Genomic DNA, 579 nt, shown 5'->3' with positions numbered 1-579 from the left:
TCTTCCGAGCTTTCCCTGCTGCAAAAGGCGATTCGCAGCGGCGGCAGGATGATGCCCATCCGGAAGCTGTTTGACAGCATTCCCAATCTGCTGCGCCGGATCTGTCCCTGTATGCTGATGAGTCCCATTTCCGTGGCGCAGTATATTGATCCGGCGTTCCCGAAATTCGATCTGGTCATTTTCGATGAAGCGTCCCAGATGCCTACCTGTGAGGCGGTGGGTGCTATTGCCCGGGGTGAAAATGTAGTGGTGGTGGGAGATCCCAGACAGCTACCTCCTACCAGCTTCTTTGCCTCCAACCAGGTGGACGAGGAACACTACGAGCAGGAGGATCTGGAAAGCGTGCTGGATGACTGTCTGGCACTGGCTATGCCCCAGCGGCACTTGCTGTGGCATTACCGCTCCCGTCACGAGAGCCTGATCGCATTCAGCAACGCCCGATTCTATGAAAACAAGCTGTTTACCTTCCCCTCCCCGGATGACCTGGTGTCCCGGGTACAGTGGCATCATGTGGAGGGCTTCTATGACAAGGGCGGTACCAAGCAGAACCGGGCAGAGGCGGAAGCCATTGTGGCGGAG

General features: G+C 57.2%; 1 protein-coding gene. It reads left to right on the top strand.

Features of this window, described 5'->3' with window-relative positions:
* Window positions 1-579 (top strand): DEAD/DEAH box helicase (locus QVO51_RS08810; protein ID WP_288168044.1); only part of this gene is annotated, 579 nt, incomplete at both ends.

The sequence above is a fragment of the Ruminococcus sp. CAG:379 genome, assembly GCF_000434255.1.
Lineage (GTDB): Bacteria > Bacillota > Clostridia > Oscillospirales > Ruminococcaceae > Ruminococcus_F > Ruminococcus_F champanellensis.
Note: the sequence above shows the minus strand (reverse complement) of the source record. Positions and strands in the feature narration are given on the sequence as shown.